The organism is Streptococcus troglodytae (assembly GCF_002355215.1).
Lineage (GTDB): Bacteria > Bacillota > Bacilli > Lactobacillales > Streptococcaceae > Streptococcus > Streptococcus troglodytae.
On the sequence record NZ_AP014612.1, the window covers coordinates 939819 to 964781 of the forward strand.

18 protein-coding genes and 5 pseudogenes are annotated in these 24963 nt (G+C 36.5%); 16 read left to right on the forward strand and 7 right to left on the reverse strand.

Annotated elements, in window-relative coordinates:
* Nucleotides 1-145: 145 nt before the first annotated feature.
* From SRT_RS04775 to SRT_RS04805, 7 genes and pseudogenes are all read left to right on the forward strand, one after another.
* A pseudogene (locus tag SRT_RS04775) lies at nucleotides 146-506 on the forward strand (histidine phosphatase family protein); the annotation flags it as partial.
* Between the two features lie 12 nt (nucleotides 507-518).
* A pseudogene (locus SRT_RS04780) lies at nucleotides 519-1954 on the forward strand (6-phospho-beta-glucosidase).
* A 437-nt stretch (nucleotides 1955-2391) separates the two neighbouring features.
* Nucleotides 2392-3515 (forward strand): annotated as a pseudogene (locus tag SRT_RS04785) (AI-2E family transporter).
* Nucleotides 3516-3788: 273 nt separating this feature from the next.
* Nucleotides 3789-4751, forward strand: coding sequence for a zinc-binding alcohol dehydrogenase family protein (locus SRT_RS04790; RefSeq protein WP_128833239.1), 963 nt, complete (start codon nucleotides 3789-3791; stop codon nucleotides 4749-4751).
* On the forward strand, nucleotides 4751-5233 hold the full coding sequence (locus tag SRT_RS04795; protein WP_128833240.1) for a MarR family winged helix-turn-helix transcriptional regulator: 483 nt from the start codon (nucleotides 4751-4753) through the stop codon (nucleotides 5231-5233). The genes SRT_RS04790 and SRT_RS04795 overlap by 1 nt, the downstream gene beginning before the upstream one ends.
* Nucleotides 5230-5955 (forward strand): ABC transporter ATP-binding protein, encoded by a 726-nt coding sequence (locus tag SRT_RS04800; RefSeq protein ID WP_128833241.1) that lies wholly within the window; start codon nucleotides 5230-5232, stop codon nucleotides 5953-5955. The genes SRT_RS04795 and SRT_RS04800 overlap by 4 nt, the downstream gene beginning before the upstream one ends.
* The gene (locus tag SRT_RS04805) at nucleotides 5952-7472 is read left to right on the forward strand and encodes an ABC transporter permease/substrate-binding protein (RefSeq protein WP_128833242.1); all 1521 of its coding nucleotides are present in this window, start codon (nucleotides 5952-5954) and stop codon (nucleotides 7470-7472) included. The genes SRT_RS04800 and SRT_RS04805 overlap by 4 nt, the downstream gene beginning before the upstream one ends.
* Nucleotides 7473-7590: 118 nt before the next feature.
* On the opposite strand, the gene SRT_RS04810 is transcribed toward SRT_RS04805, so the two are convergent.
* The 7 genes from SRT_RS04810 to SRT_RS04840 form a co-directional block, all read right to left on the reverse strand.
* Nucleotides 7591-8247 carry an ABC transporter ATP-binding protein gene (locus tag SRT_RS04810; protein ID WP_128833243.1) on the reverse strand — a complete coding sequence of 219 codons (657 nt, stop codon included), beginning with the start codon at nucleotides 8245-8247 and terminating at the stop codon, nucleotides 7591-7593.
* Between the two features lie 15 nt (nucleotides 8248-8262).
* Complete coding sequence (locus tag SRT_RS04815) at nucleotides 8263-9771, reverse strand: ABC transporter permease (protein ID WP_128833244.1); 1509 nt, start codon at nucleotides 9769-9771, stop codon at nucleotides 8263-8265.
* Between the two features lie 501 nt (nucleotides 9772-10272).
* Nucleotides 10273-11796 (reverse strand): putative cross-wall-targeting lipoprotein signal domain-containing protein, encoded by a 1524-nt coding sequence (locus tag SRT_RS04820; RefSeq protein ID WP_128833245.1) that lies wholly within the window; start codon nucleotides 11794-11796, stop codon nucleotides 10273-10275.
* 249 nt (nucleotides 11797-12045) lie between these two features.
* The gene (locus tag SRT_RS04825; protein WP_128833246.1) at nucleotides 12046-13260 is read right to left on the reverse strand and encodes an NAD(P)H-dependent oxidoreductase; all 1215 of its coding nucleotides are present in this window, start codon (nucleotides 13258-13260) and stop codon (nucleotides 12046-12048) included.
* A 19-nt stretch (nucleotides 13261-13279) separates the two neighbouring features.
* Entirely contained in the window at nucleotides 13280-13882 is a 603-nt protein-coding gene (locus SRT_RS04830; protein ID WP_128833247.1) for an NADPH-dependent FMN reductase, read from the reverse strand.
* A 24-nt stretch (nucleotides 13883-13906) separates the two neighbouring features.
* Nucleotides 13907-14842, reverse strand: a complete 936-nt coding sequence (locus SRT_RS04835; RefSeq protein ID WP_128833248.1) for an FAD:protein FMN transferase — start codon at nucleotides 14840-14842, stop codon at nucleotides 13907-13909.
* 85 nt (nucleotides 14843-14927) lie between these two features.
* Nucleotides 14928-15113 carry a 4-oxalocrotonate tautomerase gene (locus SRT_RS04840; RefSeq protein ID WP_002262253.1) on the reverse strand — a complete coding sequence of 62 codons (186 nt, stop codon included), beginning with the start codon at nucleotides 15111-15113 and terminating at the stop codon, nucleotides 14928-14930.
* A gap of 272 nt (nucleotides 15114-15385) precedes the next feature.
* Between SRT_RS04840 and SRT_RS04845 the strand changes: the two genes are divergently transcribed.
* From SRT_RS04845 to SRT_RS04885, 9 genes and pseudogenes are all read left to right on the forward strand, one after another.
* Complete coding sequence (locus SRT_RS04845) at nucleotides 15386-15961, forward strand: thymidine kinase (protein ID WP_161940067.1); 576 nt, start codon at nucleotides 15386-15388, stop codon at nucleotides 15959-15961.
* Between the two features lie 59 nt (nucleotides 15962-16020).
* Complete coding sequence (gene prfA, locus SRT_RS04850; RefSeq protein WP_128833249.1) at nucleotides 16021-17100, forward strand: peptide chain release factor 1; 1080 nt, start codon at nucleotides 16021-16023, stop codon at nucleotides 17098-17100.
* Complete coding sequence (gene prmC, locus SRT_RS04855; RefSeq protein ID WP_281429736.1) at nucleotides 17100-17933, forward strand: peptide chain release factor N(5)-glutamine methyltransferase; 834 nt, start codon at nucleotides 17100-17102, stop codon at nucleotides 17931-17933. The genes prfA and prmC overlap by 1 nt, the downstream gene beginning before the upstream one ends.
* A complete protein-coding gene (locus SRT_RS04860) occupies nucleotides 17926-18516 on the forward strand; it encodes an L-threonylcarbamoyladenylate synthase (RefSeq protein ID WP_128833251.1) in 591 nt (196 codons plus the stop codon). The genes prmC and SRT_RS04860 overlap by 8 nt, the downstream gene beginning before the upstream one ends.
* A gap of 9 nt (nucleotides 18517-18525) precedes the next feature.
* A pseudogene (glyA, locus tag SRT_RS04865) lies at nucleotides 18526-19785 on the forward strand (serine hydroxymethyltransferase).
* Nucleotides 19782-20755: pseudogene (locus SRT_RS04870) on the forward strand (nucleoid-associated protein). The pseudogenes glyA and SRT_RS04870 overlap by 4 nt, the downstream one beginning before the upstream one ends.
* A 1-nt stretch (nucleotide 20756) precedes the next feature.
* Nucleotides 20757-21371 carry a lysozyme family protein gene (locus SRT_RS04875; protein ID WP_128833252.1) on the forward strand — a complete coding sequence of 205 codons (615 nt, stop codon included), beginning with the start codon at nucleotides 20757-20759 and terminating at the stop codon, nucleotides 21369-21371.
* A gap of 9 nt (nucleotides 21372-21380) precedes the next feature.
* Entirely contained in the window at nucleotides 21381-23114 is a 1734-nt protein-coding gene (locus tag SRT_RS04880) for an ABC transporter ATP-binding protein (protein ID WP_128833253.1), read from the forward strand.
* On the forward strand, nucleotides 23111-24856 hold the full coding sequence (locus SRT_RS04885; protein WP_128833254.1) for an ABC transporter ATP-binding protein: 1746 nt from the start codon (nucleotides 23111-23113) through the stop codon (nucleotides 24854-24856). Before SRT_RS04880 ends, SRT_RS04885 begins: the two co-directional genes overlap by 4 nt.
* The last annotated feature ends 107 nt before the right edge of the window (nucleotides 24857-24963 follow it).

Genomic DNA, 24963 nt, shown 5'->3' on the forward strand with positions numbered 1-24963 from the left:
TAGAAACCAAAGAAAATCGAACATCCAATCTAGTAGCTATTTAATGCCATCATAGGATAGTATCAGTATATCTGATTATTTTACAAGAAAAACTATTTATCCTAAGGTATAATACAAGTATTAAGATAACAAATGAATTGCATTGGGCTTGAAAGAGATGAACTTTGGAGCTTATGAAGGTCAACAAGAATACCTACATCCACCGCGTACAGTTCGTCGGGAAACAGGTAATTATTATGAAAAATTTGGCAGTGAAACAGAACAGATCTGTTCAAGAACGTTTATTGAAAACAATGACAGCAATTGCTCAAGCAGAAGCTGGCAAAACTGTTTTAGCAGTCAGTCATGCAGGTGCTTTATCACAATTCCTGCTGGCTCTTGGCTTAGAAAAGAAAATGACTTTCTTTCCAAGTAATTGCTGCGTTTTAGAATTTCATTACGAGGCTGACCAATTTGATCTTGTACGCTTTATTGATACTTTAGAAGAAAAAATAATCAATTTATAAAAGGAGTTTAGAATGACAGAATTAAAACCGTTTCCGCAAGGATTTTTATGGGGTGGTGCGACAGCTGCTAATCAATGCGAAGGCGCCTATAATGTTGATGGCCGTGGTTTAGCCAATGTTGATGTTGTACCAATCGGTGAAGATCGCTTTCCGATTATTGCTGGTAAAAAGAAGATGTTTGACTTTGAAGAAGGTTATTTTTATCCAGCTAAGGATTCCATTGATATGTATCATCATTTCAAAGAAGATATTGCTCTTTTTGGCCAAATGGGCTTCAAAACTTATCGTCTTTCGATTGCATGGACGCGTATTTTTCCACAGGGAGATGAATTAGAACCTAATGAAGCTGGTTTGCAATTCTATGAGGATTTGTTTAAGGAATGTCATAAATACGGCATTGAACCATTGGTGACCATAACACATTTTGATTGCCCTATGCACTTGATTGAAGAGTATGGTGGTTGGCGTAATCGTAAGATGTTAGAATTTTATGAGCGTCTTTGCCGTACACTTTTTACACGATTTAAGGGTCTTGTTAAATATTGGTTGACTTTTAATGAAATCAATATGATTCTTCATGCACCATTTATGGGAGCAGGCTTGTATTTTGAAGAAGGTGAAAACGAAGAAGAGGTGAAATATCAATCTGCTCATCATGAATTGGTCGCGTCAGCCATTGCTACTAAGCTAGCACATGAAATTGATCCAGAAAATCAAGTTGGCTGTATGTTGGCAGCTGGACAGTATTATCCAAATACTTGCAATCCTAATGATTATTGGAAAGCTATGCAGGAAGATCGTTCTAATTATTTCTTTATTGATGTCCAAGCGCGTGGAGAGTATCCTAATTATGCTAAAAAGCAATTTGAACGTGATGGTCTGAATATTGTCATGACGCAAGAAGATTTGCAGCTCTTAAAAGAAAATACAGTTGACTTTGTTTCTTTCTCTTATTATTCAAGCCGAGTGGCTTCTGCTGATCCAAAAATTAACGACGAAACGCAAGGGAATATCTTTGCCTCTATTAAAAATCCTTACTTATCATCATCTGAATGGGGTTGGCAAATTGATCCGCTCGGTCTTCGGATTACTCTTAATACCATTTGGGACCGTTATCAAAAGCCAATGTTCATTGTTGAAAATGGTCTTGGAGCAATTGATAAGCCAGATGAAAATGGCTATGTTGAAGATGATTATCGAATTGATTACTTGCGTGAACATATTAAAGCTATGAATGCTGCGATTAATGAAGATGGTGTTCAACTCCTAGGTTATACCACTTGGGGCTGTATTGATCTTGTTTCTGCAGGTACTGGTGAAATGAAAAAACGCTATGGTTTCATTTATGTTGACCGTGATAATGCTGGTAATGGCACTCTTAAACGTTCTAAGAAAAATCATTTGACTGGTATAAGCAAGTCATTGCTTCTAATGGAACAGACTTGTAAAACCTATTTTTAAGAGTTTAGGACAGACATAAACTTATAAATCTTCTAAAAAGCTACTGTGAAAGAGAATTTTTCAGTGGCTTTTTTTATTTATCACCTTTGTAACCCCATAAAAGGGCAAAAAAGTTTTTTCACTTTTTGCAGTCCTACAAAAGTTAAAAATGTTTGTTTTTCGTTCATTTAATTCTATAAAAGTTAGATTGACTTACTTTTTCAAACTTTTAAACCCTTAAAAAGTTAGATTGAGCAACTTTTTTACTTTTGTAACTTTACAGAAGTTAGAAGTATTCGTTTTTTTAACTTTTCAATCTTACAAAAGATAAAAGAAGTTATTTTTCTTTCTTTGTGAGGTCACAATCAAGTTAATCTATCTCAAAATCTATTTTTTTATCTTATTTCCTATCTTTTTAAGGATAATTTAGTGTATAATAACAGTTATGAAAATCAAAAAATCTTATGTTGCTTATCCTGTTTTGGTCTTTGTCATTTGTTATGCCATTTTGGCAAACTGGTCAGCAGGAGCTAAAATATTGAATACTTTTTTTGCTGCTCTATCTCCCTTTTTAACAGGGGCTGCCATTGGTTATATTGTTAATATTGTTATGAGTGCCTATGAAAGACTTTATGATAAACTAATTAAGTCACAAAGCCTTTTGAAGGCTAAACGGCCTTTAGCTATGGTTTTAGCTTATGCAACTTTTGTGCTTATTGTCACTCTTATTTTTACCATTGTTTTACCAGATTTGATTGCTAGCCTTAAATCTTTGCTGTCTATTAACCCTAAGGATATTCAAAATATCATCAATGAAGTCCAACATAATAAATGGGTTTCCAAAATGTTAGCATCTTTTGGAGGAGATACACAAATTAGCAGCCTAATTTCTAATTACAGCCGACAAATTTTGAGTCAATTTTTGAGTGTTTTAACAAATGTATTGACTTCGGTTACTTCAATAGCGTCAGCTTTAATTTCGATTTTTGTTAGTATTATCTTTTCCATGTATGTTCTAGCTAATAAAGAGAAATTAGGGCATCAGTTTAATCTTCTAATTGATACTTACCTTGGTAAATATGCTGGGACAGTTCATTATCTTGTTGATATTTTGCACAGTCGCTTTCATGGTTTTTTGTTGGTCAGACTTTAGAGGCTATGATCTTAGGAACATTGACAGCTATGGGTATGATGCTACTTGGCTTACCTTATGCAGCGACAATTGGGATCTTGATTGCTTTTACTGCTCTGATACCGGTTGTTGGTGCATATATTGGTGTTACTATTGGAACTATTTTAATTTTGACACAGTCCTTCTCACAGGCAGTTGTCTTTCTTGTCTTTGTTATTTTGCTGCAACAGTTTGAAGGCAATGTGATTTATCCAAGAGTAGTTGGCGGCTCTATTGGTTTACCATCTATGTGGGTTCTGCTGGCCATTACTATTGGCGGTGCTTTAGCAGGTTTAGTTGGTATGCTGATGGCTGTCCCTACTTTAGCCAGCCTTTATCAAATTATTAAAGATCATGTTTATCAAAAGCAAACACAAAAAGCTTCCCAAGAGAAATAATTTACCTCTTGGGTTTTTAAGTATGATACACTTTAGAAAAAGATGGGCATTCTAATGTTTTTTTGGAAATTAGGCCTTTTCAGTTTAACTGACATCAGTTGTAAGGATAATGATACCTTTTTAAAATCTTTGAGTTATATTTTTGGTGGATAATGAGATAAAAGATTGGATGATCTCATTTTTTAAAACAGCTCTCAAATAGTAAAAATATTTGACTATTTGATTTTGCCATGTTACACTAAACCTAATTATTATATAGGAGGCTTGTTTACAATGAAAGCAGTACTCGTTGAACAACCGGGGTCATCTGAACAATTAAAAGTTGTGGAAAGAGAGATTCCTAAAATTAAGGAAGGTTGGTCTCTGGTAAAAATTAAGGGATTCGGTATCAATCGTTCTGAAATTTTTACGCGTAAAGGTTACTCGCCGTCTGTTGTTTTTCCAAGGGTTTTAGGCATTGAATGTGTCGGCATTATTGAAGAAACATCGGATAAAAACCGTTTTTTTCATGGACAGAAAGTTATCTCCATTATGGGAGAGATGGGAAGAGCATTTGATGGTGGTTATGCTGAATATGTTCTTTTGCCAAATGAGCAAATCTACCCTATTAAAACAAATCTAGCTTGGGATAGGTTGGCAGCAGCTCCTGAGAGCTATTATACGGCTTATGGTTCCTATAAAAATTTGAAATTGAAAAAGCAAGATCTTGTTCTTGTTCGAGCAGGAGCAAGTGGTGTTGCTTTAGCCTTTCTCAATTTATTAAAAGCTTCCTTACCTGAGATCAAGGTGACTGCCAGTGTGCGTTCTCTTGAAAAAGAGAAAGAACTTTTAGATAGTGGCTATGATGAGGTTATTATTGACCAAGATGGCTGTTTACAAACGAAGCAAAAATTTGATAAGGTCTTGGATTTGGTAGGTCCTGCTTGTATTGATGATACCCTGAAACATGTTGCTGATGGTGGTATTGTCTGTCTGGTTGGTTTATTAGGTGGTCAATGGACTTTGGACAATTTTGATCCCATCATGGCTTTGCAAAATAACATTTATCTGACAACTTTCTATTCTGGCAATATCAATTTAAACAAATTGCAAGAGCTCTTTGATTTTATTGCTAAATACGATGTTCCTATTAAGGCGGAAAAGATTTTTACAATTGATCACATTAAAGAAGCACATGACTACTTAGAAAGTCCACAAGCTTTTGGCAAAGTTATTGTATTGAATGGAGATGTCTAATGACGAAATCACAAAAGCAGACAAAGCAATATTTACGTATCTTTGATCAGCAGATGTCTCTTTATGAGCATTATGCTCGAAGGAACAGTCTGCAAAGCAAATCTCTTTTTATCCTTCTTTGGCTTTATTATAAGCCACAAGGAATCACACAAAAGGAAATTGTTGAAAAAACTTATTCAACTAAACAAGTGGTTAATGCCACCTTAAAAAGATGGAATGAAAAAAATTATATCGTTTTTCTCAAGTCACAAACAGATCGTCGTGAAAAGAAAATAATTTTATCTCCTCAAGGTCAAGAATATGCTGCATCCATTATTGCTCCTTTAGAGAAAATGGAAGAAGCAGCCTTTAATAGTTTGTCTATTCAAGAGCAACAAACAATGATTCAATTGACGGGGCATTATTATCAAGCGTTATTATCACAAATGCAGCTTTATTTTGTTCAAGGAAAAGGAGAAAAAGCTACAAAGGAGAAGTTATGATTCGATTTGAAAATATTACTAAATCTTATGGGGATAACCGGGTAATCACCAATCTTAACTTTGAAATCGCCAAAGGAGAGTTCTTTGTTTTGATTGGTCCTAGTGGCAGTGGTAAAACGACTACGCTTAAAATGATTAACCGTTTAATCAATCCCAGTCAAGGAGATATTTATCTAAATAACAAAAATATTACTGAGTTTTCCTTGAGAGAATTACGTTTAGATATGGGTTACGTTCTTCAGCAGATTGCACTTTTTCCCAATTTAACCGTCAGAGGAAATATTGAATTAATTCCCGAAATGAAAGGTTGGTCAAAAGCACAACGGCTTGATAAAGTAAGGGAATTGCTTGCTAAAGTTGGGCTGCCAGCAGATAAATATTTGGAACGCTACCCGCGTGACTTATCAGGTGGTGAGCAACAACGTGTAGGCATTTTGCGGGCTATTATTGCTAACCCGTCTATTCTTTTAATGGATGAACCTTTTTCAGCCTTAGATCCCATTTCGAGAAAACAATTACAAGATTTGACACTCTCTTTACAAAAAGAATTAGGAATGACAGTTGTTTTTGTAACGCATGATATTGAAGAAGCCAAAAAGTTAGCAGATCGAATTGCTGTCTTTCAAGAAGGACAGATTGTTCAATTAGATAATCCTGACATCGTTGCTAAAAATCCTATCAATGATTTTGTGGCAGATTTGTTTGGAGGTGATAACCAATGACTGATTTAATGAGTACCTTCCAAGATCGTTTTGCTGACTGGATACAGTCTCTCTTGGAGCATTTACAAATATCTTTACTGTCGCTTTTAATGGCTATTACCCTTGCAGTTCCTCTGGCTATCTTTATCAGTCATCGAAAGAGAATGGCAGAAACTATTTTACAAATTTCAGGAATTTTCCAAACCATTCCCTCTCTGGCCCTTTTAGGCCTATTTATTCCCTTTATGGGGATTGGGATAGTGCCAGCAGTGGCGGCTTTGGTTATCTACGCTTTTTTTCCGATTCTGCAAAATACCATCACTGGTTTAACAACTATTGATCCAAGTTTGGTAGAAGCTGGTCAGGCTTTCGGTATGACCAAGTGGGAGCGACTGAAAAAATTTGAATTAGCGCTGGCTATGCCAGTTATCATTTCTGGAGTGAGGACAGCGGCTGTTATGATTATTGGGACAGCGACCTTGGCAGCCTTGATTGGAGCTGGAGGGTTGGGTTCCTTCATTCTTCTTGGAATTGATCGTAACAACAGTTCTCTGATTTTAATTGGAGCCATCTCTTCTGCTCTTTTGGCCATTCTCTTTAATCTTGCTATTAAGTTTTTAGAAAAAGCTTCGCTGAAAAAGATTATGCTTGCCTTTTTTATCATGTTGATTGGTTTGGGCACTTCTTACCTTCCCAGTATGATTAAAGTTAGTCAGAGCCAGGAAGAAATTGTCATTGCTGGTAAAATGGGACCTGAACCAGAAATCCTGATTAATATGTATAAAGAATTAATTGAGCAAGACAGCCATCTATCAGTAAAAGTCAAACCTAATTTTGGAAAAACAACCTTTCTTTATGAAGCCCTAAAAAAAGGTGATATTGATATTTACCCAGAGTTTACTGGAACAATTACAAGTAGTCTTCTAAAAAATCCACCTAAAACATCCAATAATCCTCAAGTAGTTTACGAAGAAGCGCGTGATGGTATTTTAAAACAGGATAATCTTGTCTATCTAAAACCCATGAAATATCAAAACACCTATGCTGTAGCTGTTAAAAAATCATTTGCTAAAGAAAAAGGATTAAAGACTATTTCTGATTTGAAAAAAGTTGAAAATACAGCAAAAGCAGGATTTACTCTCGAATTCAATGACCGAGATGATGGAAACAAAGGCTTGAAAAGTTTTTATAATCTTAATTTACAGGTGAATACAATGGAACCTGCTTTGCGTTATCAGGCTATTAAAAGTGGTGATATTGACATTACTGATGCTTATTCCACAGATTCAGAAATCAAGGAATATGACTTGGTTTCTCTCAAGGATAATAAAAATCTTTTTCCGCCCTATCAAGGGGCACCTCTGCTCAAAAAGCAATTATTGCAAAAACATCCTGAACTAAAAAAGATTCTGAATCGCTTAGCTGGAAAAATTACAGAAAGTCAAATGAGCGACATGAATTATCAGGTTAAAGTCAAAGGAAAATCTGCTAAAACAGTAGCTCATCATTATCTCAAAAAAACAGGTTTGCTGAAATAAAAACCTGAAAAGCGCTCAAAAAATTGAAACTAATATTTATGCTAAAAGAATGCAAGCATATAAGAAACAATCTGACTTAGCAAAAAGCAAGCGACGAAAAGAAAATCACCGCTTGCTTTTAAATTAATGTAAATTCTTTTTTGCGTAATTCGAAAATAATGTCAGAACTATTGGCAACTTCTCGTTCATGCGTAACAATAATAACCGTTTTATTTTGCTCATGGGCAATCTTTTTAAAAATAGCAACAATATCTTTGGTTGTTGTTTCGTCTAGATTACCAGTTGGTTCATCAGCAATAATGATATTGTGTCCGCTAGCGAGCGCCCTCACGATAGCAACCCTTTGCTGCTGCCCTCCGGAGAGATGTAAGACAGGTTTATCTATCAAATCTTCAGAAATGCCAACATTATCAAATAATGTTACAATTTTTTCATTTGTTATATTGACAGATGAAATATCAAGTGCGGTTTCAACATTTTGTCTGGCTGTCATATAAGGTAAAAGATTATAGGATTGGAAAATGGTTGAGACAGCATTTTTACGGTAATCAGTTAAGCCTTTTTCACTAATATTTTGATTATCAAGAAGGATTTCTCCTTTTTTGGGACTGTCAAGTCCTGCTAGAAGAGACAGAAAAGTAGTTTTTCCGCTACCGGATTGCCCGAGGATAGCATAGACTTTCCCCTTTTCAAATTTAAGATTGACTTCTTTGAAAAGATAATCATCAGGATTGTTATTATACCAGTAACTGAGGTTATTTGTTTTCAATGTCATAGAAAAACCTACTTTCTAATTTGAAGATAAAATGTCTTTTGGCTTCATACGAATAATACCAATGCTTGCCAGAATAGTTGATAAGAAGGTGATCAGAAGAGCTATGGCACCAAGTTTAGCGATGCTTTCAGGTGTCTGTTTAACATTTAGTTTATTAATTTGAGTAACATTTGACTGTGATGTGCCTATCATAGCACCAAGAGCACCACCAGAAGGAGGTTGATTTGATTTCTGACTATTAGTTTTCGAACCATTTTGTTCCGGACCAGCAGCCATTTGTCTACTTTGTTGACTTGCAGTTGTCTGTTGAGAAAGAAGTTGATTTCCAACTGCATTACCAACAAAGTTACCAGCTACGGTAGCGATGACTAAGGAAATCAAAGTAACCATGAAAAGCTCTGCGAAAAATTGACCGATAATCTTTAAACGATTTTCACCGAGACTCATAAGCACGCCAATTTCATAACGTCGTTCGCGGATGCTAAGAATAATAATCAATGTTAATATTACTGCACCAGCTAGAGCAACTAAAAGAACAATATTTTTTGAAAAACTAGCAACATTGTTTAAAGGTGTTAACATTTGTTGGTAAACTTGATCATTACTTTCAACGGTAAATTTTTCCGTATCAATCTTACTTTTGGCTTTTTTAACAAATGATTTCATACTAGCAGGGTTTGATAAAGTATAAGTAGCAGCATCAACAGTATTGGTTTGACCTTTCATTGTATTTGCTGTCTTTAGATTGGTATAAAGATTGTTGGATGGGTTAGATGCATTGTTTTGTAATTGAGAAGAGGTTACACTGGAACTAGATTTATAAATACCAATAACCTTAAGAGTGTAAGTTTTCGCTGTATTGCTGCTATCAGTAGTTACTTTTACTGTAAAACGGTCACCAACAGCGAGATTGTTTGCTTTAGCTAAATCAGATTCAATAACAACGTCATTATCAGCAGTTTGACTTGTGATACCTTTTCCTTTAGTTATTTTGTTGGTACCACTTGAAAAATCTGAAACATTTGCAGTTGTATTGACACCAGTAATCGTAAAGTCACCAGAAGCCATTTTACTATTTTGACCGCTAGGTCCTTCTGAGTTATTCATTTTGCTATCAGAATCAGAAGAATTTGATGAACTGGAACTAGTAGATATAGGAGTGATGTTGCCAGCACTGGCAGTTGTTGTTGACGTATAGAGATAGGATTTAACGCCAGCCATTTTAGCAATAGTCTGAGCAGTTGACAGAGAAATAGGGGTCATTTCAAATTTTGGAGGCTGATTAGTATTAGAACTACTGGATGATGATTGTTGAGCTTTTTTCATCATATAATCACGACTGACCTGAAGATTAACAGTTGCCCCAGCCTCTTTTTTAGCATTATCAACGGCCTTATCTGCTGCTGATTTAATGGTAAGCCCAGCTAGTACAAAGATAAGAATACTGCTGGTAACTAGAGTCAAGAGAGCCGTTCGGCCTTTTTTAGACTTGGTTGCTAGCCAAGCACGTTTTATAAAATTCATAACGATTCCTCCAAGCTAATGATGAAGTCAGTTTATGATGGTTGGCTTAAAGCAGACTGAAAGAAAACTAAAAGAGCCTTAAAAGCAATGATAATAGATTTAAAATTTTAAGAGGTTGGGACGACAAGAATGTCCCGCCTTTTTATTGTACAGTGATTTTTAGGCTTAAAACTTTAACAGTTTGAGAAGTTGTTGGAGTTTATCTAATTCCATGAAGGTCAGTTCAGCATGTCAATACTTCATTCAATTGCTAAAGGTAGGGCAGCAACATCGTCATTCATGACGATTTACCGATTTTTGTGTCACTCTCTTAAACTGTTGTTTTTTATTCTACAAGCAATTTCTAAGAGTTCTGTTTCATCTTTAACTTAGAAGTAGGAACTCAGTAAATGATCAATGATAAAACCCTCACTAGGATTATGCACCTAATGAGGGTAGTTTTTTGAAGGTGATTGCCTAGCAATCATGGGGAACTATCCCCTTCCTATAAAAATAGGACAATTATTTTAAGGATTTTCCTTTTGCAAGAAGAAGTCCAGAAAGTAAAGCCAATCCTGTTCCTAAAGCTATCAAGGCTAATTGATTATTTTTTTGAACTCCTGTATTGGGTAGTTGAGTAGCAAGAGAATCTTGGTCTTTATTACCAACTTCATCGCGATGAGATTTAAATGTTACAGGAACAGCCTGATGAACAGAGACTTCCTTTCCTTCTTGAAATCTGTTCCCTGCCTTGAAATTAGGATCAAGATCTTTAGATGACTGGGATGAAGGTTTATCACTGCTGTTAGGAGTAGAAGCTGCATCAGGGAGAGTGCTTTTTTTTACATACCAAAAGGTGGTGTTAGGAAGAAACTTAACGGGACTTCCTTTATAATATAATACCCATTCTCCCTTGCCGTTTTTTAAAGATGAAAATTCTTTGGTATTATCTTCATAATTGTTACCACCAAATTCCAATTGTGCATACCACATTCCCTTTTCATTATCTTGGCCTGAAGAAAGACCAAGTCCCATTCCAATCCCTCCGTCTGACAAAATACTGACAGCATGTCCAAATGATTTGAGGCCATCGTTGGGGTCATCATAGATATTAAAATAGTCAGAAAACCAGTTGAGTGTTAGATAGTAGGCAGTCGCTTTATCAGAAGCAAGTGTATAGCCTTCTTGACTTTTGGATTGGATGCTGCTATCCATATCCAAATGCCCATCTTCGGCAACCCAAGATAAATTGGCAGGCATAGATAAACTAGTAGTATGATCCAAGCCGTTTTTTTCATCGGCCTCTTCGTTAGCCCGATCTTGTGCGTATTTTTGCATAACCTGATCAACAGAAGGCACAGGAATAGCAATATTATTGATATTGCGAAGTTCTGTTAAATATTCCTTTAAGTATTTTGCAATTTCGTTTGTATTAGGAACGTAAGGAGCACTAGGGTCATCAACCACAATAAATTCATCTCTCACACCATCATAGGTTACATCAGCAACATTAGCTTTTTTTCCAAATTCAGTTAATGTCTTATTAAAATTAGTATGGCCATAAGCATCTTTTGCGCTATAACGAGTGTTTTGATTGTTGGTAGCGGCGGCAGTTTGTGCCTTTACAGGATTAACTTCTTTTTCTTGATCTTCGGTTGTAGCGGCTGATGTTTTTGAAACGTGATCAGAGTCAGAGGGATTCGTATCAGCCATTGTTTGATCAATTTGAGATGATGAGTTTGCGTCATTTTGACTTACGATCTGTTCATCAGATAGGGAAGTTGCTGGTTCTTCTCGATCTACGGTGGCTTCTGAGCTTTGAGACGTTTCTGTTTGTTGAGGAGTAGTCTCTTGTTGAACGCTTGTTGTTTGTTCGCGATTATCTTTATCAGCTTGCGAGGCAGTCTCGGCTGCAGCAGGCTGCTCTATTGTCTCATCAGCCTTGATTACAGTACCCGACGCAAAGGCAACAACTGTAGTCGTTAAAACAGCTCCACAAAGCCCAGCAATCTTACTTTTTCGTTTGCTAAAAATTTTCTGTTCCATTTTTCCTCTCATAAATAAAATATTATTATTTTAATGACATTAAAATAATAATATAGTCTACCATGATTTAATTTTATTATGAGCACATTTTTTTTACATTTTTGTAAAAAATAAATACACTCAAGAACATACCGACAAAAAATGAGAAAATGGAAAGCTAAGCAGTTTGACTTCAAGTTGCTATGCCTAATATATTTAAAAAAGGCAGGACATTTGTCCTAACCTTTTATTGTCAAAATATTAATAAAGTCAATGTTCGGAAGCCCCAGAAGTAGTATCAGCTACTGCTTCGCTGCTAGGACTGCTGTTAGAAGCCCCAGAAGTGGCATCGGTACTGTTCTGAGCACCACCAACAAGTTTTTGTCCTGTTGTTTGCAGATACCAATCTAGCCAAGGTTTGAAATTGAAGACAATTTCATTGATTCCCGCAAAAGAACCATCATCATAATACATGGCTTGATAATTGTGCGTATTCAAAACAGCGGGATTTGGGTTCGGAATAAGGGTACGGACATATTCCTGATTGCCATTGCGCAATGTTCCAATAACCCATTCCACATTTTTCATACGCCCTGCAGGAAGCGAATTATGAACAGTAGACAAACGATTTCCAGACTGTTCTGGGATGCGCTTAGCATACATGGTATCAGGATCTTGGTGGGCATTATTATAATACAAGAATTGATTATTATCATCTGCATAAGTTAACTCAAAAGGCATAGCTTTTAAGAACATATTAATTTGATCAACTGTCAAAATGCCATGATCAAGTTTAACATACGCATCGCCTGAAACTGCCCCAGTGATTTCAGCGACTTTTTCAACCCATTCAGGATCGTCGGGATCAACTTCGGTAATGGTTGTAGCGATAGGATGATGGCAATCCAAATCTTCTGGTTCAATTGGTTTTGGTTTTTGCAGTTTTGCGACCACTCCGACATAGCTAATAAAATTATCTAAGCAAGTTTCAAGGAAATCAATCGTTCCTTGATTGATAATATTACCATTGTCATCAAAGGCTTCCTTAGCTTTTCCAAGTAAAAATTCATTACCGGGAAGCGTATAGGCATTAATGCCAGGTGCGTCTAAAATTTTTCTTAAATGAACCTGAGCGCGAGATGTTCCTTGATCGTAATAAGAAGCACCAACAATCATAACAGGTTTGTTTTCAAAGGGATGGACTTCACAGGATAGCCATTCCAAAACACTCTTTAAGGCGGCAGTAATGGTGTGGTTATGCTCAGGTGTAGCGATAATGACCCCGTCAGCACGTGTAATTTTATTGTACAGGAGACGCAATTGGAAACTGTCTTTCCAGCTCTGATCTTGATTGAACATTGGGACTTCATCAATTTCCAACAGTTCTAGTTCAAATTTTAATTTAAATTGTTTTCTGATGTATTCTAACAATTTGCGGTTGTATGATTGTTCTGCATTTGAGCCTACAAGTCCTACAAATTTCATCTTATCTTCTCCTTTTTGTTTACAGACTTTCCCAATTGAAATTTTCAGCTTCTTTATGTAAAAGTTCTTGGGCACTTGATAGTTTCTCAGTGATTTTAACGAAAAGACGGAAATCATCAAAGATAGCATCAAGTTTTTGGAAAGTATCTAAATCATTAAGATTACCTTCTTTGTCAAATGCTTGCAGAGAGTGAGAGAGTAAAAATTCATCAGGAAGAACATTAGCTTTAATTTCTGGCGCATTAAGAATTTGACGAAGTTGTAGCTGAGCCCGAGATGAACCTAAAGTTCCGTAAGAAGCCCCAGTAATCATGACAGGTTTATTAAGGAGCGGGTAAATACCGTATGACAGCCAAGCCAGAGCACTCATTAATACAGCTGGAATAGAATGATCGTATTCAGGCGTGCCAATAATCACACCATCTGCAGTTTCAATTTTCTCAGCTATTTTAAGGATTTGTTCTGGAACTTTTTTGTCTACTGGTTTATTAAAAATAGGAATATCTTTAATTTCAACCAATTCAATATCAGCCTTATCAGCAAAGTGTTTTTGCATGTATTGCAGTAATTGGCGGTTGGTGGATTTTTTTGAGTTTGTACCAACTAATCCAATGAGTTTCATATGTATGACCTCTCTTCTTTGAATTTAATGGAAGGCGGAAAAAGTGTTTTTAAGACCATCTGAAACTGCAAGTCGATTATCCCTAGTGATAATAATTCCTTCAATATGGCTGATTTGATTAATGGTTTCCATAACAAACGGTATTGGTAAACCAAATAAACGTGTTGTCCAAATCTCGCCATCAAGCGATAAATCTGAGATAATGCTGAGACTAGCCATTTGAGTTTCGATGGGATAGCCTGTATTCTTATCAAAAATATGGTGATAATCTCCCCCATCAACCTGTAGATGACGTTCATAAATACCAGAAGTAACAACAGATTGGTCATGAATTTTCACAATACCGATATTTTGATTTCGTGGTTTTTTGGGGTCTTGAATTCCAATATACCATAAACCATTTGGACGTTTTTTATTAGGACCATAAACCAAAAGATTGCCACCCAAATTAATCATAGCAGAAGCAGCGCCTTGAATTTTTAAATAGGTGATAATCTTATCGGCAATATAGCCCTTGGCCAGAGCACCGAGATCTATCTTCATGCCTTTTTGGGATAAGAAGACCGTCTGCTCTTGAGCATCCAAAATGATCTTGTGCGGATCAATGAGCTTTAATTGTTTATCTATCTCTGCCTGATCTGGAAGACGGGCATCATCAAAACCGATCCGCCAGGATTGCACCAAAGGTCCAATGGCAATATTGAGATTGCTTGGTTGCTCAATGCTGTGTTTTTTCCCGATTTTAATTAATTGGAACAAATCCTCTTGAACTTGTAGAGGACTGACACCCGCCAAATGATTGACAGCCATTAGTTCTGAGTCATCACTATTGGCACTGAAACGATGTTCGTAAGTCTTTAAAAGCTGGCAAGCAGTCTCAACAAGTTCTTTAGCATTGTCGGCTTCAACCATGAGATTAATCGTTGTCCCCATCAGATATAAAGTTTGTTGTGCTTGCAAAGTTTTCCTGCCTTCCTTAGAGTCTTCTAATTATATGATAGCGCTTTCTGAAAATAAATCAAGTTTTAAATAACCCAAAACCTAACTAACCTTTTTTCTTCATTTCTCCATGAGGATAATAGGTTCCTTCAGGCATATCATTAATAAAAACGTGAATTGCTTCTTTAGGTGCTTTTGCAACACGAGATACTACCTCAGTTACTTCGCGAGCAAGCTGGATTTTTTGTTCTTGGCTACGACCCTCAAAAAGGTCAATTTTAACAAATGGCATAAGTTATTAAACTCCTTTCATAAGACACAAAGGGCGTGAAGAAAGCGAGAAGAAAATAGGAAACTAGCACTGTGCGCTCGCACACAAGACAGTCTATCTTTTTCTTGACGCTTTTAGCCCATGTTCAATTTACAATTGCTATCTTTATTTTAGCATATTTTGTTAGAAAGAAGATGACAATATGTCTTTTATTTAACAAAAAAACTCAGTGCGCCTTTGAAGCTTTTATGGTAAAATGGATAAGATATCAGTTTGAGATGGGGATGATAGTCTTGGCACAGTTATATTATAAATATGGGACTATGAATTCAGGTAAGACAATCGAAATTTTAAAGGTTGCTCATAATTATGAAGAGCAAGGAAAGCCTGTCGTCATTATGACGAGCAGTCTGGACACGCGAGATGGATTTGGTGTGGTAGCTAGTAGAATTGGCATGCGACGTGAAGCAGTTACTATTACAGATGACATGGATGTTTTTGCTTATATTGAAAACATGCCTGAAAAACCCTATTGTGTGCTGATTGATGAGTGTCAGTTTTTAAGTAAGAAAAATGTTTATGATTTAGCAAAGATTGTTGATGAATTGGATGTACCTGTTATGGCCTTTGGATTGAAAAATGATTTCCAAAATCATCTTTTTGAAGGGTCACGTGAACTCTTGCTTTTGGCTGATAAGATTGAGGAAATCAAAACGATCTGTCAATTTTGCTCCAAAAAAGCAACCATGGTTTTAAGGACAGAAAATGGCAAGCCTATTTACGAAGGGAATCAAATTCAAATCGGCGGTAATGAAACTTATATTCCTGTCTGCCGCAAACATTACTTTCATCCCTTAATCAAAGACTAACATTTTTGATTAAGAATGCTTTGCTAATGTATAAGTTCGAAGAAAGGTTAAAAGGTAAAATGAATATTTATGATCAGCTTCAAACGGTTGAAGACCGCTATGAAGAATTAGGAGAGCTTTTGTCAGATCCAGATGTGGTTTCTGATACCAAACGTTTCATGGAATTATCACGAGAAGAAGCTAATATTCGCGAAACAGTCACTGTCTATCGCGAATATAAGCAAGTCCTTCAAAATATTGCCGACGCTGAAGAAATGATTAAGGATGCTGGTGGCGATTCTGAGCTTGAAGAAATGGCTAAAGAAGAATTAAAAGACTCGAAAGCAGCTAAGGAAGATTATGAAGAAAAATTGAAAATCCTTCTTTTGCCTAAAGATCCTAATGATGACAAAAACATCATCTTGGAAATTCGTGGTGCTGCAGGCGGTGATGAAGCCGCTCTTTTTGCTGGTGATCTTCTAAATATGTACCAAAAATATGCTGAAAATCAAGGCTGGAAGTTTGAGGTTATGGAGGCTTCTGCCAATGGTGTCGGCGGACTCAAGGAAGTTGTTGCTATGGTTTCAGGACAGTCTGTTTATTCTAAACTCAAATATGAATCGGGTGCTCATCGAGTTCAACGTGTTCCTGTAACAGAAAGTCAAGGTCGTGTCCATACTTCAACAGCAACAGTTCTTGTCATGCCTGAAGTTGAAGAAGTCGAATATGAAATAGATCCAAAAGACTTGCGTGTGGATATCTATCATGCTTCAGGTGCTGGTGGGCAAAATGTCAATAAAGTAGCAACTGCGGTTCGTATTATCCATTTGCCAACCAACATTAAAGTTGAAATGCAAGAAGAGCGCACCCAGCAGAAAAATCGTGATAAGGCTATGAAAATTATCCGTGCGCGTGTAGCAGACCACTTTGCGCAAATTGCTCAGGATGAACAGGATGCTGAACGAAAATCAACAGTTGGTACGGGAGACCGTTCAGAGCGTATTCGTACCTATAATTTTCCGCAAAACCGTGTCACAGATCACCGTATTGGGCTGACACTTCAAAAATTAGACAGTATTTTGTCAGGCAAGTTAGATGAAGTCATTGACGCTCTTATTCTTTATGATCAAACACAAAAATTAGAAGAGCTTAATAAATGATGAATTATGGACAAGTTTTCGCCCAATATGAATCAGAACTTGAAGCTTTGGGAGAAGAAAAGGAAAGTTTGGCCTATGTTTTTAAAGATTGTAAGGGCTGGAATCAGACAGATTTTATCCTTCAACAGCCACAAGAAATTGCTGAAGCGGATCTGACTAAACTTGAAGAAATCATGCAACAATTAAGACAGCATATCCCTGCTCAATATATCACAGGAAAAGCTTACTTTGCTGATTTAATCCTATCGGTTGATGAACGTGTTTTGATTCCCAGGCCAGAAACAGAAGAATTAGTCAAGCTTATCTTAAAAGAAAATCAGCATAGAAGCTCTGCTAAACTTTTAGACATTGGTACAGGCAGCGGTGCTATTGCTTTAGCTCTTGCAAAAGCTCAGCCAGATTGGCGAGTATGGGCTAGCGATATTTCAGAAGATGCTCTCAATTTAGCACAGGAAAACGCTACTGTTAATCAAGCAGCTGTGACTTTTTTGCACTCAGATATTTTTAGTCAAATTTCAGATAAATACGATATTATTGTTTCTAACCCACCTTATATTTCTTTAAGGGATCAAGATGAAGTTGAACAGAATGTCTTGGCACACGAACCCCATTTAGCTCTTTTTGCTGATAATGATGGTTTAGCTTTCTATCAGAAATTAGCTTTAGAAGCTGAGCGTTATTTAAAGCTTACAGGTAAAATTTACTTAGAAATTGGTTACAAACAAGGGAAAGCAGTTTCTCAGCTTTTTGAAAGACAGTTCCCAAATAAGCGTGTTCGCCTTTTGCAGGATAGTTTTGGCAAGGATAGAATGGTTGTGGTTGACGATGGATAAAATTGAAGAAGCACTTAGAGAAGGACAGGCAGTTGTTTTGCCGACAGAAACCGTCTATGGTCTCTTTGCTCAAGCCTTGAGTAAAAGAGCTGTTGATAATGTTTATGCTTTGAAAAAACGGCCACGTGAAAAAGCAATGAACTTAAACGTTGCTTCTTTAGAGGATATTTTGGCTTTTTCCAAAGAGGTTCCAGCTTATTTGGCAGAACTCTACAAAGCTTTTTTACCGGGGCCCTTAACCATTATCTTGAAAGCTAATGAAAAAGTACCAGCTTGGATTAATGGCGGTTTACCAACTGTTGGTTTCAGAGTCCCTGCCCACCCTCAAACTCTAGCCTATATCAAACAAACTGGTCCTTTAATTGGTCCTTCCGCTAATTTATCTGGTCAGGCAAGCGGTTTGGTTTATCAGGAAATTCAATCAGCTTTTGCTAATTGTTTATTAGGCATTCAGGATGATAAGGCGATAAAAGGAAGAGACTCGACTATTTTAGATATTTCAGGTTCACGAGCAAAGATTCTGAGACAAGGAGCGCTTACACAGGACGCTATTCAAGTGCGCGTGAAAGAGATAATATTTTAAGGAGAAAAAATGATTTTTGATAAAGACAATTATGAAGAGTACGATAGAGAAGTCTGGAAAGCTATTCATGCGGAAGAAAACGACAGCAAAATAATATTGAATTAATTGCTTCTGAAAATGTGGTTTCTAAGGCAGTCATGAAGGCGCAGGGGTCTATTTTGACTAATAAATATGCTGAAGGATATCCTGGTCGTCGTTACTATGGCGGTACAGAATATGTTGATGTGGTTGAAAGTTTGGCAATTGAACGCGCCAAAAAGCTTTTTGGTGCTAAATATGCTAATGTCCAGCCTCATTCTGGCAGTCAGGCTAATGCGGCGGCTTACATGGCACTTATCAAGCCCGGTGATACTGTTATGGGCTTGGATTTGGCAGCGGGCGGTCATTTGACTCATGGTTCCCCAGTTAGTTTTTCTGGGAAAACCTATAACTTCATAGCTTACAATGTTGATCCTGAGACAGAAGTTTTGGATTATGAACAAATTTTAAAACAGGCTAAAGAAGTGCAGCCTAAGTTAATTGTTGCTGGGGCATCTGCTTATTCTCACATCATTGATTTTAAAAAATTCCGTGACATTGCAGACCAAGTTGGTGCAAAACTTATGGTTGACATGGCTCATATTGCCGGTTTAGTAGCTGCTGGCTTACACCCAAATCCCGTACCTTATGCTCATATTACAACAACAACGACTCATAAAACTCTTCGTGGTCCTCGCGGTGGACTTGTCTTGACCAATGATGAAGATTTAGCTAAAAAAATCAATTCTGCTATCTTCCCTGGTTTACAAGGTGGTCCTTTGGAACATATTGTTGCGGCTAAAGCTATCACTTTCAAGGAAAATTTAGATCCTGCCTTTAAAGTTTATGCGCAAAAAATTATTGAGAATTGCCAAGCAATGGTAGAAGTTTTCAATGCTCACGAAAATTCCGTGTTGTTTCAGGTACTAGTGAAAATCATCTTTTCCTTGTTGACGTCACACAAGTTGTCGAAAACGGGAAAATCGCTCAGAATATTTTAGATGATGTCCATATCACATTGAATAAAATTCGATTCCTTTTGAAAAGCTGTCGCCGTTTAAAACTTCAGGTATTCGCATTGGAACTGCAGCAGTAACAGCGCGTGGTTTTGGTCCTGAAGAATGTCGTAAGGTTGCTGAATTGATTGTTAAAACCCTTGAAAATACTGAAAACGAAGCAGTGTTAGAAGAAGTACGTCAAGAAGTTAAGCTTTTGACAGATGCCTTCCCACTTTATGAGAATCTCGTATGATGGATTTGTATCTAAAAAAGACTGTCATTCATCAATTTACTCCAGACGATACTGAGCTCATTTTTCGGATAAATGCTTAACTATCACACCCAACTTAGATGATTATTTCCGGAAGAAAATTTGTAAAGTTTTTCTGATGAAGCTAAACGCGGTCAGTTTGATAGTGGTAATGCCTTTCTTGCTTATTTGGAAGATGATTTTTTAGAGTCCTCCAAGAAAATTGCTCAGCTTTGGAAGGAAGAATTCGTCATCAGTGACAATCAAAAAAGAATGATTTAGTTTTCTTCAGTTTGACAAAGAGGGCGTTGAGCATTTTGCTTTCTTAAGACTAGCGTTAAAAGAGAGTTTAGCGCATATCATTGATGATGGCGATAGCCCTCTGCGCCTGACACAAAATAATTTGCCATCTGCTTCACAAACACCGGATGAAGCTTTAATTATCAATCGTCAAAATCAGCAGTATTATCTTATTGAAAAGCGCATTAAGAATAATGGCTCCTTTGCTAATTATTTTTCAGAGAACCTTCTTCAAGTTAAGCCTGAACAATCGGTTAAAAAGTCCATTAAGATGATGGAACAAACAGCACAAAAAGTTGCTGATGATTTCAATCAAGATGATTTTGCTTTTCAATCTAAAATGAAATCTGCTATTTATAAAAATTTGGAAGAAGATCAAGAATTATCGCCAGAAAAACTAGCCGATCAACTCTTTGATTCTAATCTAACAGCACGTTTAACCTTTGTTGATGAGTTGAAAGAAACGATTCCAGAGCCAATCAAGGTTTCTGATATTGATCATTCTCGTCAAACTAAAAAATTAGAAAATCAAAAGTTGTCTCTTTCAAATGGGATTGAACTTTTGGTACCCAATCATGTCTATCAGGATGCCGAATCTGTTGAATTTATTCAAAATCAAAATGGAACCTATTCTATTTTGATTAAAAATATCGAAGACATACAAAGTAAATAATATGAAAAAAAAGCTAATAAGAATCATTCTTTTGGGTCTTCTGATTTTTATCGGATATCAATCTTTTAACACCTATCAGAATGTCAAAAAAGTACTTGCTTACCGTCCTATGGTGCAAGAAGTTTTAGATGAAAACGATACTAAAACCAATGAAAATCTAGTTTTGGCCATGATTTATACCGAGACTAAAGGAAGAGAAGATGATTTGATGCAATCCAGTGAAAGTTCAAGTGGTATTGCTAATACCATTACCGATAGTCGCGAAAGTGTCAAACAAGGCATAACCGTTTTATCTGAAAATATAGAAGAAGCTCAGAATAAGAAAACGGATGTTTGGACAGCAGTACAAGCCTATAATTTCGGTAAAAATTATATTAACTACATTGCTAAACATGGTGGAAAAAACACGATTGAATTAGCTAAGCGTTATTCCAAAGAAGTTGTAGCACCTAGCCTTGGTAATAAACAGGGAGAAACTTACCGTTATTATAATTTGGTCGCCTTTTATTATGGTGGAGGGAAACTCTACAAGGATGGCGGTAATATTTATTATGCTAAACAAGTCAAGCTTAATCTTTCTTTGATTAAGTTTGTCAGCAGCTTTCAAGGGAAGTGAGCTTTACTGATGAAACAATTGTTTATTTACTTCAAGGGATATATTAAAGATGCTATTCTTGGTCCTGTATTTAAGCTCTTAGAAGCCTCTTTTGAATTGCTAGTTCCTTTGGTTATTGCCAAAATGGTTGATCGTTATATTCCTCATAATGATAAAAATCATCTTTATTTGATGATTTTCTTTCTGTTTGTACTAGCTTGTTCCAATATTGTTGTGGCAATTATTGCCCAATATTGTTCTGCTAAAGCAGCAGTGGGCTATACTAAACAGCTTAGTCAAAGTCTTTTTCAAAAAATCATGCGCTTACCCAAGGAAAAACGCGATGAATTGACAACATCAAGTTTAGTGACACGTTTAGTTAGTGATACCTTTCAAATTCAAACTGGAATCAATCAATTTTTGCGTCTTTTTCTCAGAGCACCGATTATTGTTTTTGGTTCAGTCTTGATGGCTTTTCTAATTAGTTCCAGAATTACCATTTGGTTTTTCTTGATGGTTTTTGTCCTTTTTGCTTTAGTTTATCTCATGTCTGTTGTGGTCAATCCTCTCTATGATAAGATTCGCCGTCTAACTGATAAAATTGTTGGTTTAACTCGCGAACAATTAGAAGGAAGTCGTGTCATTCGTGCTTTTGGTCAAATAAAAGCAGAAGAGGATAATTTTCAAAAAACGAACCAAGATTACACGGATTGGCAAATTAAAACGGGTTATATTTCCACCTTAATAACACCTTTGACTTATTTAGCTGTCAATGTCACCTTGATTGTTGTCATTTGGCAGGGACAAATTGCTATTTCACATCATTATTTGAGTCAGGGAATGCTAATTGCGCTAGTCAATTATTTGCTGCAAATCCTGGTAGAGCTTTTAAAATTAACGATGTTGGTCTCTTCTTTAAATCAGAGTTTTATCAGCGCTAGAAGGATTACTCAGGTTTTTGACCAAGAGGAAGAAGATATTTTAGCGTCTTTGCAGTCTCAATTCGTTTCGGATGATGTCCTTATTAAAGTGACAGATATGACTTTTTCTTATCCTCAGGCTGCTAAATCAGCTCTTGAAAGAATTTCTTTTGCTGTTGGACAAGGAGAATTCTTTGGTATTATTGGCGGAACTGGTTCTGGAAAGTCTAGTTTAATTCAAGTTCTGTTGCGTCTTTATCTTCCTCAAAAGGGCAATGTCGCTATTTTTAAGGACAAAAGGAGTGCAAAAACCATCAAGGAATGGCGAAGTTGGGTTAGTCTGGTTCCTCAAAAGGCAGAACTTTTCACAGGAACGATTCGTTCTAATTTATTGCTTAGTACAGAAAAAGAAGTCAGCGATGAGCAGCTTTGGCAGGCACTTGATATAGCTCAGGCTAGCGATTTTGTTAATCAGAAGTCAGGAAAACTTGATGCCCAAGTAGAAGCTTTTGGAAGGAATTTTTCAGGCGGACAGAGACAACGTTTGACTATTGCTAGAGCTTTATTAAAAGAAGCCCCTTTGCTGATACTAGATGACGCCACTTCAGCTCTTGATTATTTAACAGAAGCAAAACTCTTACAGGCTATCAAAGATAATTTTAAGAAGACGACACTCATTATGGTATCTCAAAGAACTAACAGTCTTTCTAAGGCAGATAATATTTTGGTTTTGGATCAAGGAAAGCAAGTGGCACTAGCCGATCATGCTAGCCTTTTACAAAATTGTCCGCTTTATAAGGAAATTCATTACTCGCAACATCCGCAAGAGGAGGTTGTCAAATGAAGGCTAAAAATAATAAAAATACTTTAAAGCGCTTGACTGCTGACCTTCTTAAGCAAAGAATTTTGGTTTTTCTTGCCTTATTGGGTACCTTGATTCAGGTCAGCCTAACGGTTTATCTCCCAGTTCTAATTGGGCGAGCAGTTGATGCTGTTCTTGCTAAAAATGTCCAGAAAATCTTACCGACAATCCTAGTTAGTATGATTCTTGTTGTCGCTTTTAATACCATTATCCAATGGATCAATCCCTTAATTTACAATCGTTTGATTTTCACTTATAGTCAGAAACTTCGGCAGAATATCATTGAAAAACTTTATCGTCTCCCTTTATCTTATTTGGATAAGCATTCGTCAGGTGATTTAGTCAGTCGTATGACAACGGATGTTGAACAATTATCCAACGGACTTTTGATGGTTTTTAATCAGTTTTTCGTAGGTATTTTGACTATTTTGTTAACCATCATAACAATGGCGAAGCTAGACTTTTTAATGATGGTTTTGGTACTGGCCTTAACACCACTTTCCTTATTTGTCGCTCGTTTTATTGCTCAAAGGAGTTATCATCTTTATCAAAGACAAACCAGAGCCAGAGGAGCATTTACTCAACATATTGAGGAGAGTCTTCGTCAGGAAAGTTTGATTCAAAGCTTCAATGCTCAAGAACAATTTATTCACACTTTTGATCATCTCAATAGCGAATATGCGAAGTATTCACAAGGTGCTATTTTCTATTCATCTACAGTCAATCCCGCGACACGTTTTATCAATGCCTTAATTTATGCGCTCTTAGCTGGTATCGGAGCATTACGCATTATGAATGGGAATTTTACTGTGGGTCAATTGACCACTTTCTTGAATTATGTCACTCAATATACCAAACCCTTCAATGACATTTCAGCCGTTCTATCTGAATTACAAAGTGCTTTAGCATGTGCAGAACGTCTTTATATGATTCTCGATGAAAGGGATGCTAAGGATGGTGGCAAGAAAGAATTAGTCAGTGAATCTGTTAGAGGTGCTATTACTTTTGATAAGATTAGTTTTGGTTATGATGAGAAACAGACTCTGATTAAGGATTTATCTGTCAATATTCCACAAGGTTCCAAAGTGGCTATCGTTGGTCCTACGGGGGCTGGAAAATCAACTCTCATTAATTTGCTAATGCGATTTTATGATTTGCGAGAAGGGCAAATACTGCTAGATGGGCAAGCAATCACTGATTATAGTAAAGCTTCTTATCGTCAGCAGATTGGTATGGTCTTACAAGAAACTTGGCTGAAAACGGCTACTGTTCTGGAAAATATCGCCTTTGGTTATCCTGAAGCTAGCCGTGAACAAGTGATTGCAGCAGCAAAAGCAGCTAATGCCGATTTCTTTATAAAACAACTTCCTCAAGGTTACGATACTTTTTTGGTCGATGCAGGAGAATCCCTATCACAGGGGCAAAGGCAATTGTTAACGATAGCACGAATTTTTGTCCATATTCCTAAAATATTAATCTTGGATGAAGCAACTTCCTCCATTGATACACGAACAGAAATCTTGGTTCAAGAAGCTTTTGAAAAGCTTATGAAGGGACGGACCAGCTTTATTATTGCACATAGATTGTCAACTATTCAAAGCGCAGACCTTATCTTAGTTATGGTAGATGGCAATATTGTTGAACAAGGAAATCATAAAGATTTGATGCAGAAAAAAGGTGTCTATTATCAAATGCAGACAGCACAGGATAGCCTTGAAAGCTAATATTATCATCAGATTAGTTTTTGATAGTAAATATTCTTTGAGTAGAAAGCAAAAATGCTTGAAATACGTTTTAAACGCGTTATTCAAGCATTTTAATTTTAACTTAA